This is a genomic window from Candidatus Eisenbacteria bacterium (assembly GCA_013140805.1).
Lineage (GTDB): Bacteria > Eisenbacteria > RBG-16-71-46 > RBG-16-71-46 > RBG-16-71-46 > JABFRW01.
Map to the genome: position 1 here is coordinate 1 of JABFRW010000123.1, position 8,251 is coordinate 8,251.

The 8,251-nt window shown below is 69.3% G+C and carries 7 protein-coding genes; all 7 read right to left on the reverse strand.

The window, feature by feature from the left end; translation table 11 throughout:
• Positions 1-155: 155 nt before the first annotated feature.
• The 7 genes from groL to nadC all read right to left on the reverse strand — a co-directional run bounded on the left by groL (position 156) and on the right by nadC (position 8,235).
• A complete protein-coding gene (groL, locus tag HOP12_09860) occupies positions 156-1,760 on the reverse strand; it encodes a chaperonin GroEL (protein ID NOT34461.1) in 1,605 nt (534 codons plus the stop codon).
• Positions 1,761-1,766: 6 nt separating this feature from the next.
• On the reverse strand, positions 1,767-2,831 hold the full coding sequence (locus tag HOP12_09865; protein ID NOT34462.1) for a hypothetical protein: 1,065 nt from the start codon (positions 2,829-2,831) through the stop codon (positions 1,767-1,769).
• 71 nt (positions 2,832-2,902) lie between these two features.
• The gene (locus HOP12_09870; protein NOT34463.1) at positions 2,903-4,834 is read right to left on the reverse strand and encodes a M28 family peptidase; all 1,932 of its coding nucleotides are present in this window, start codon (positions 4,832-4,834) and stop codon (positions 2,903-2,905) included.
• The gene (locus tag HOP12_09875; GenBank protein NOT34464.1) at positions 4,834-5,691 is read right to left on the reverse strand and encodes a type III pantothenate kinase; all 858 of its coding nucleotides are present in this window, start codon (positions 5,689-5,691) and stop codon (positions 4,834-4,836) included. The genes HOP12_09870 and HOP12_09875 overlap by 1 nt, the downstream gene beginning before the upstream one ends.
• Before the next feature lies 1 nt (position 5,692).
• On the reverse strand, positions 5,693-6,493 hold the full coding sequence (tatC, locus tag HOP12_09880; GenBank protein ID NOT34465.1) for a twin-arginine translocase subunit TatC: 801 nt from the start codon (positions 6,491-6,493) through the stop codon (positions 5,693-5,695).
• Complete coding sequence (locus HOP12_09885; protein NOT34466.1) at positions 6,490-7,305, reverse strand: biotin--[acetyl-CoA-carboxylase] ligase; 816 nt, start codon at positions 7,303-7,305, stop codon at positions 6,490-6,492. Before HOP12_09885 ends, tatC begins: the two co-directional genes overlap by 4 nt.
• 30 nt (positions 7,306-7,335) lie before the next feature.
• Positions 7,336-8,235 carry a carboxylating nicotinate-nucleotide diphosphorylase gene (gene nadC / locus HOP12_09890; protein ID NOT34467.1) on the reverse strand — a complete coding sequence of 300 codons (900 nt, stop codon included), beginning with the start codon at positions 8,233-8,235 and terminating at the stop codon, positions 7,336-7,338.
• Positions 8,236-8,251: the final 16 nt, after the last annotated feature.

The window sequence follows — 8,251 nt, forward strand, 5'->3', positions numbered from 1 at the left end:
GATCGGCGCTCCCGGGTTGCGACCGCTGACCGATGCGCTGTACGCGCAGCTCGCGCGTCACCGCCGGCTGTTCGGTGCGCCGCGCTGCGAGGTGCCGCAGCGACGAACTCCCTAGCCCCGCTCGCCGCCGCCGCGAGCGGCGCGGCGCGACGCCGTCAGTTCGTCCCGGGAGCCCCGTCCTCGCCGCCTTCGTCATCCTCCACCACCAGCGCATCGGTGGTGAGCACCAACGTCGCGATGCTCGCCGCGTTCTCGAGCGCACAGCGCACCACGCGCGCCGCGTCGATGACGCCGCGCTCGTCCAGGTCCGCGTAGTCGCCGGCCAGCGCATCGAAGCCGAACGATCCACTTCCCGCCCGCACGCGTTCGGCCGCCAGCGCGCCGCGCACGCCGGCGTTTTCGGCGATCTGACGCAGCGGCGCCTCGAGCGCGCGCTTGACCAGCGCCAGCCCCGCCGCTTCACCCGCGTCACGCGCCGCCAGTGCGTCGATCGCCGGCTGCGAGCGCAGCAGCGCCACTCCCCCGCCGGTGATGATGCCCTCTTCGACCGCCGATCGAGTGGCGGCGATCGCATCCTCGACGCGATTGCGGCGCTCCTGTACGTCGATGTCGGTGAATCCGCCGACGTGGATCACCGCGATGCCGCCGGTCAGCCGGGCGATGCGCTCGCGCAGGGAATCGCGCTCGGATCCGCGCGCCGACTGCAACCGGTGTTCGAGTTGCGCCACGTGTCCGCGCAGTGACTCGGGGCGGCCGCCGCCCGCGACGATCGTGGTGAGCTCGCGTTCGCATTCCACGCGCCGCGCTCGACCCAGATCCTGGTCGGTCACGTGCTCGAGGCTCGAGCCCTGGTCGGCTCCCAGCAGCCGCGCTCCGGTCGCCACCGCCAGATCCTCGAGTCGTTCGCGGCGCGCCTCGCCGATGCCCGGCATCTTGATCGAGACCGAGGCGACGGTGCCGCGCAGTCGATTGACCACCAACACCGCCAGCGCCTCGTCCGAGATCTCGCCGGCCACGATCACGAGCGGGCGTCCGAGTCGCGCGGCCAGTTCCATGACCGGCACGACGTCACGCGAGCTGGCGAATTTGAGATCGGAGACCAGCACCAGCGGGTCCTCGAGCCGCGCCACCATCGACTCGGCGTCGGTGACGAAGTAGGGCGACTGGTATCCGGCTTCGATCTGCAGGCCTTCGGCGACCTCCAGCGTGGTGGTGGTACCACGCCCGTTCTCGACGTGAACGATCCCCTTCGTGCCGGTACGCTCGAACGCTTCGGCGACGATGCGGCCCAGCACCTCGTCATGTCGCGCCGACACGGTGGCGATGCGACGCAGGTCGTCGGGCCCCGCAACCGGCCGCGCACGCCGCTTGAGGTCGGCCACCACCGCCACCACCGCACGCTCGATGCCGCGGCGCAGGCGCTGAGGATTGTGACCCGCCGCGAGTTCGCGCAGGCCCTCCGCGACCAGCGAGCGCGCCAGCACCGTGGCGGTCGTCGTGCCGTCGCCCGCCACCTCGCCGGTCTTGACTGCCGCCTCGCGCACCAGGCGCACGCCCAGATTCTCGAACGGATCGAGCAGCTCGATCTCCTGTGCGATCCCGAGCCCGTCGTTCGTGATGGTCGGCATGCCGTGCGCGCGCTCGATCACCACGTTGCGGCCGCGCGGGCCCAGCGTCACGCACACGGCGCCCGCCAGCTGCTCGACCCCGATGCGCAGCGCGCGCCTCGCGTCGTCGTCGAACACCAGGCGCTTACCCATGGTGGGTCATCTGCGCCACTCGGCGATGAACAGGTTGGTCTCGCCGCGCACCGCTGCGCCACGGTTCGAGCAGAACGCCAGCCATCGCCCGTCGGGACTGAACATCGGAAAACCGTCGAACGACTCATCGGTCGTGACGCGTTGCGGAGTTCCACCGCCGACCGGAACCAGGAACAGATCGAAGTTGCGTCCGCGCGGATTGTCGCGATTCGAGGAGTAGAGAATCGACTTGCCGTCGGGCGTGAAGTAGGGCGCGAACGAGGCGCCGGGATCATGGGTCACGCGACGCTTGCCGGAACCGTCCGCCCGCATCACCCACAGGTCCATTTGCGATGGCCGAACCAGGTGACGCGCCAGCAGCGCGCGGTAGTCGGCGAGCGCCGAATCCGCCGGATGCTGGGCGCGGTAGACGATCCACTTGCCATCGCGCGAGAAGAACGGTCCGCCGTCGTAGCCGGGCTCGTGCGTGAGGCGCTTCACGTCGGTGCCGTCGACATTCATGGTGTAGATCTCGAGATCGCCGTCGCGCACCGAGGTGAACACGATGCGCTTGCCATCGACCGACACCGTGGACTCGGCATCGTAGCCGGGGGAATTCGTGAGCCGCGTAATGCCACTGCCGTCGGCCTTCGCGGTGAACACGTCGTAGCCTTCGCTGACCGGCCACACGTAGCCCTGCGAGTGATCCGGGGTCGGCGGACACGAGTCCGAAGCCAGATGGGTCGACGAGAACAGGATGCGTCGATCGTGGTCGTAGAAGTAGCCGCACGTGGTGCGTCCGGTTCCGGTGCTCACGCGGTCGAGGTCACCGGTGCGCAGGTCGAGCACGAACTCCTGATCGCACGGATACCCCGCGCGCGTCGCCTGCAGGATCAGGCGCGTGCCATCGCCCGACCAGTAGGCCTCGGCGTTCTCGCCGCCGAATGTGAGCTGCCACAGGTTCGCGAAGTGCGACTCCCCACCGCGAATCAGACTGTCGACCGCGACCGCGGTCGGCGGGAGCGGCGCGCGTACCGGCGCCGCATTCGAGCGCGCCTGCATCACCAGTGCGGCGACGAAGAGCAGGCTCAAGAGCGGCGCAGCCCACTGCAGGCGTGAGACGGTTCCACGCCTCTCGAGTCCTCGAAGCCGGGGGCGCGCGGTCAAGGCCGCCGCCCGAGCGTCACCACGAAGTCCATGTTCCCGCCCTCTCGTTTGACGGTGATGCGCACCTGCTGTCCCGGCTTTCGGGAACGCAGTGCATAGGTGTAGTCGTAGATGTTGTCAACGTGCACGCCGTCGAATTGAATGATCGTGTCGGCGCCACGCAGACCCGCCTGCTCCGCCGGTCCGCCAGAGCGCACACCCGACAGCAGCACGCCGCCCTCGGTCTGCATGTAATCGGGAATCGTCCCGAGATAGGCGCCATACCCGGCACCGCCTGCGATGCGCCCGATGGTGCTGTCGGAACGCGCCTGGTGAAACGTCGGTCGCGGACGGGCATCGAGCGACTCCACCACCGCGGCGCAGAACTGCGTGATGCGCGCGAGGCCGGCGTATTCGAGCTTGTCCGGCGTGTCGCTGGGCTTGTGGTAGTCGACGTGCGCACCGGTGAACAGGAACAGCACCGGCAACCTGCGCTTGTAGAACGAGGAGTGATCGCTGGGTCCGTAGCCGTCCTCGCTCGATTTGATCTCGAAGCCGCCGGTGCTCGCGTTGACGGCGGCGAGCATCGCCGGGAACTCGGCCGCGGTCCCGGTGCCGCTGACGGCGAGTCGGTTGCGGCTCAGTCGTCCCACCATGTCCATGTTGATCATCGTCTCGACCGTGGGCAGCGGTCGAGTGGGCTGGTCGACGAAGTGGCCGGAGCCGAGCAGGCCGATTTCCTCACCGGTGAACGCGCAGAACACCAGATGATGCTGAGGCGTGCGGGCGGCGGCGCGCGCGGCCAATTGAGTGGCCACGCCCAGCATCGCCGCGGTGCCCGAGGCGTTGTCGTCCGCGCCGACGTGCGGGGCGTGGCTGTCGGCGGCGAGCGAACTCTCGCCTCCGAACCCGAGATGATCGTAGTGGGCACCGACCACCAGGGTACGTGCCGAATCGCGGCCGGCGATCACTCCGACGACGTTGCGGGTGGTGGCGCGGGTGCGGCGCAGCGTGACCATGACGGTCGCGCTGTCCGCGAGCGCCACGCTCGCGGGCCGCGTGTCGCGCTCGATCGAGTCCTGAAGCTCGCGCAGCGTGTGGCCGCTGCCGGCCAGCATACGCTCGGCGAGTCGCTCGCTCACGCTCGCGGCCAGCAGACCGCTGGTCATGTAACCGGCGCCGTCCCGACGCGGAGCGCGCAGGGGTTCGCCCGCGTGGTGGCGCGGACCGTTCACGACCAGCAGACCGAGCGCGCCGTGCTCGCGCGCCACAATCGCCTTGGTGCGCAGCTCCGCGTGCGCGGTGTTGACGCTGCCGTCGAAGCGACTCGTCGAGTCCATCTCGCCCGGCTCATTCGTGAGCACCAGCACCAGCTTGTCGCGCACGTCGAGGCCCGCGTAGTCGTCGTACTGATAGCCCGGCGCCGAGATGCCGTAGCCCGCGAACACCAGCGGGGCCTTCAGACGCCCGTTGGTCGAGAAGCCGATCGGTTCGAAGTCCTCGCCCGCCGCGAACCGATTCCCCGCGATCTCGATCGCGCACGGCTCGCCGACTTCGACGCCGGTCGTGACCTCGAGCGACTGGAAGTAGGTCCCGTCATCGCCGCCCGGCGCGAGCCCGATCGCGCGCATGCGCAACGCCAGGTAGTTCGCAGCCGAATCGATGCCGGCGGTTCCGATGCCGCGTCCTTCCCAGTCAGGATGGGCGAGCAACCACACGTCGCGGCGCAGCTGCGCCTCCGGAACCCGCGCGCCGGCCGGCATCGAAACCAGCAGCTGCGACACCGGAATCCCGGTCAGCCGCTCGGGCACCACCGCATGCGCCGGCTTGGTCGGCGGCGTTTCGCGTGCGGGAGCGGCAGCGGTCGCGGCGGTGAGCGAGCCGACCATCGCTGCGCCGATGGCCAGGAGTAGGAGGAGTGACAGGCGTTCGCTCGGTACGGCAGACATCAGGTGTTCTCCTCCCAGAGCAGTGACATGCCCTTCAGGGTCAGCGCCTCGTCGACGCTGTTCACGGTTTCGCACTCGGGGGCGATGATCTTCGCAAGCCCGCCGGTGGCAATGACGTGTGGCGTTCCCTTCATTTCAAGCGCGAGCCGCCGAACGAGCGCGTCCACCTGGCCGGCCTGGCCGAACAACACGCCGGACTGGAGGCTCTCCTCGGTGGTGCGTCCGAGTGCCCGCGCGGGTCGACGAAGCTCCACGCGCGGAAGGCGCGCCGCACGCCGGAACAGTTCCTCCGCGCTCGTCACCACGCCCGGCGCAATGGCGCCGCCCAGATAGGCACCCTGTTGTGAAACACAGTCGAACGTCGGCGCGGTACCCAGATCCACCACGATCGCCGGAGTGCCGTAGTACCCGCTGGCCGCCACCGCATTCGCGATGCGATCCGCGCCGACCGCAGTGCGGTCGTGGTAGCGGATCGGCAGCGAACGTGCGGTGTCCGCGTTGACCTCGACCGGCGCGGTGCCGATGCGGCGGCGCAGCGCCTCGATCCACGCCAGCGTGAGCGACGGCGCGACCGAGCACAGCACGCCCCCCATCGGCGCTCCGCCGGAGCGGACACCGGCGGCACGCAGCACCGCGTCGAGCTGAAGCACGATTTCGTCCGCGGTCATGCGCCCGCTCGTGAGTCGCCAGAATCCTCGCACTTCGCGCGACTCGAGCAGTCCGATCACCGTTTCGCTGTTCCCCACGTCGACCGCGATGAGCGGCTTCTGATGGCGCCGCACCGGTGGCGCGAGCCGCGCGGTCTGATGCGCGGTCGCGCGCGGGGGCTGGGGTCGTTTCGTCGAACGCTTCGGCATCTCAGACCTCCTCGGGATCGGGCTCGGGCCTGCGGCGACGCGCCACGAACCACGAGAGTCCGACACTCACGAAGTACAGGGCCGCCATCGGGCCACCCAGAATCAACTGCGCCGTCACGACATCCCCGGGCGTGATGACGGCGGTCAGGATGAAGGCGCCGATCAGCGCGTAGCGCCACTGCTTGAGCAACATGCCCGGAGTGACGAGGCCGAGGGCGGTGAGCGTCATGGTGACCACCGGCAGCTGGGCGATCACGCCGCACGCGATCGCCACGTTGTAGAAGAAGCCGAGCAGGTCGCTGACTCGAATCTGCATCAGCATGCCGGGTACCGTGAAGCCCGCCAGCACCCGCACGATCATCGGCACGACATAGTAGTAGGCGGCCGCCAGGCCACCCGCGAACAGCAGCATGCTGACGAGCGCCAGCGGCAGGATCATGCCGCGCTCGCGCTTGAGCAGCCCCGGCACCACGAACGCCCAGATGCGGTAGAAGATGAAGGGGCCGGTGAGCAGCGCTCCGATCAACAGAGCGAGCTTGAAGCGCTCGTTGAATGCCTCGAGCGGCGACAGCACGTAGGCGGTTCCGACCGTGCGTGCGATCAGATCCTCGAGCACCCGCGGCGACAGCAGCCACCCTCCGATCGCGCCGAGCGCGGTTGCGATCACGACGTGCAGCAGCACGCCGCGCAGCGCGTCGAGGTGCTCGAGAAACGTCATCTCGGCTCGGGCGGTCGGAGCACCGGGCAGGCGGTGCGGACTCTCGATCGGCTCGTCGTGCGAATCGTCCACGAGCCGGCTCACGAAGCCTCGAGGGACGGCAGTTCGAGATCGCCCGCGAACACCGGAATCTCGATTCCGCTCTCGAGCCGCAGGACGAGTGCACCCTCGGGGTTGAGGTCGCGCGCGATGCCGGACAGCTCACCACCTGCGGTGCGCACCACGACGGGCTGGCCCCAGAATCCCGCTCGCGCGCGCCATGCCTCGAGCACCGCCTCGCGGCTTCCTTCCTGCAGCTCGTACCACAGCGGTTCGAGCGCGTTCAGAAACCCGGCGGCCACCGCCTCACGGGTGGTGTCGCAACCCTCGATCGCCAGCGAGGTGCTGCGCTCGCGGATCGCCTCCGGGAAGTCCTCGGGGCGCTCGCCGACGTTCACGCCGACTCCGATCACCGCGGCTTCGATGGTGCTGTCGGGATTGCGCGCGCCGGGAAGTCGCCGACTCTCGGCCAGGATTCCGGACAGCTTGCGTCCGCGCACGAGCAGGTCGTTCGGCCACTTGAGATCGGCGCGCAGTCCGAGCGGTTCGAGCGCACGCGCGAGCGCGAGCCCGGCCACCAGCGAGATCACGCCGAACGAACGACGATCGCAACCCTGGTGCAGCAACACCGAGAGTGCGAGTCCCTTGCCGGGCGCCATGTGCCAGCGCCGACCTTCGCGGCCGCGCCCCTGCGACTGCGCTTCGGCCACCACGGTGGCGCCGTCGGGCAGCCCCTGCGCGAGCGCCTCCCAGGCGAGATCGTTGGTCGAGCCGGCCTGATCGCGCACCAGCAGCGAGCGTCCGAGCCGCCGCGTGCGCAGGGCGGCGTCGAAGGCGGCACGGTCGAAGTCAGACATGCACGACGTCCGATCGCGGCCGGGCCGACGTCACGCGTTCACACCCACATCCTCGATCTCGAGGCTCAGGTTGAGCGCCGGCGCCGAGTGCGTGAGCGCGCCGACCGACAGGAAGTCGACGCCGGTCTCGGCATAGCCGCGCACCGTGTCGAGGTTCAATCCGCCGGAGACCTCGAGCTCGGGCCAGCGCTTCGCGCCTTTGCGCTTCATGCGTTCGTCGGGCGGATGAATGCGGCACCACGCGTCGACCGCGGCGACCGCGGCGCGCACCTCTTCGACGGTACGATTGTCGACCAGGATGCGATCGACCTCGGGGCGCAGCGCCTCTTCGAGTTGCGCCATCGACTCGACCTCGACCTCGAGCGCCACGTCTTGACGGGTGCGCTGGATCCGATCGATCGCTGCGGTCAGGCCGCCGGCCGCCCGGATGTGGTTGTCCTTGACCAGGTACATGTCCCACAGCGCGAAACGGTGGTTCTCGCCGCCGCCCATCTTGACCGCGTACTTCTCGAGGTAGCGAAGTCCGGGTGTCGTCTTGCGAGTGTCCAGAATCGCGGCACCGGTGCCGTGGATGCGCTCGACGAACTTGCGCGTGAGCGTCGCGATGCCCGAAAGGTGCTGAAGGAAGTTGAGCGCCGTGCGCTCGCCGGTAAGGATGCTGCCCACGGGCCCGAACAGTCGTGCGGCCGCGACTCCCGCCTTCACGAACGTGCCGTCCCTGACCTGCGGCTCGAAGCGCAGCGCAGGCTCGAGTTCGCGGAACACCAGCCGCGCCACGTCGAGGCCCGCGACCACTCCGTCTTCCTTGACCATGATCGACGCGCGAGCGCCGACCCCCGACTTGATGGTGTTCAGCGTGGTGATGTCGCCGGTGCCCACGTCCTCGGACAGGGCCCAGCGTACGATCGGCAGGGCGACGGATTCGAGCATGGGCGCAGTCTAGCCC

What these genes read in the sequence shown, in the direction of transcription:
- groL (NOT34461.1), bottom strand. Translation starts at nt 1,760, where the DNA reads ATGGGTAAGCGCCTGGTGTTCGACGACGACGCGAGGCGCGCGCTGCGC.
- HOP12_09870 (NOT34463.1), bottom strand. Translation starts at nt 4,834, where the DNA reads ATGTCTGCCGTACCGAGCGAACGCCTGTCACTCCTCCTACTCCTGGCC.
- HOP12_09875 (NOT34464.1), bottom strand. Translation starts at nt 5,691, where the DNA reads ATGCCGAAGCGTTCGACGAAACGACCCCAGCCCCCGCGCGCGACCGCG.
- HOP12_09885 (NOT34466.1), bottom strand. Translation starts at nt 7,305, where the DNA reads ATGTCTGACTTCGACCGTGCCGCCTTCGACGCCGCCCTGCGCACGCGG.
- nadC (NOT34467.1), bottom strand. Translation starts at nt 8,235, where the DNA reads ATGCTCGAATCCGTCGCCCTGCCGATCGTACGCTGGGCCCTGTCCGAG.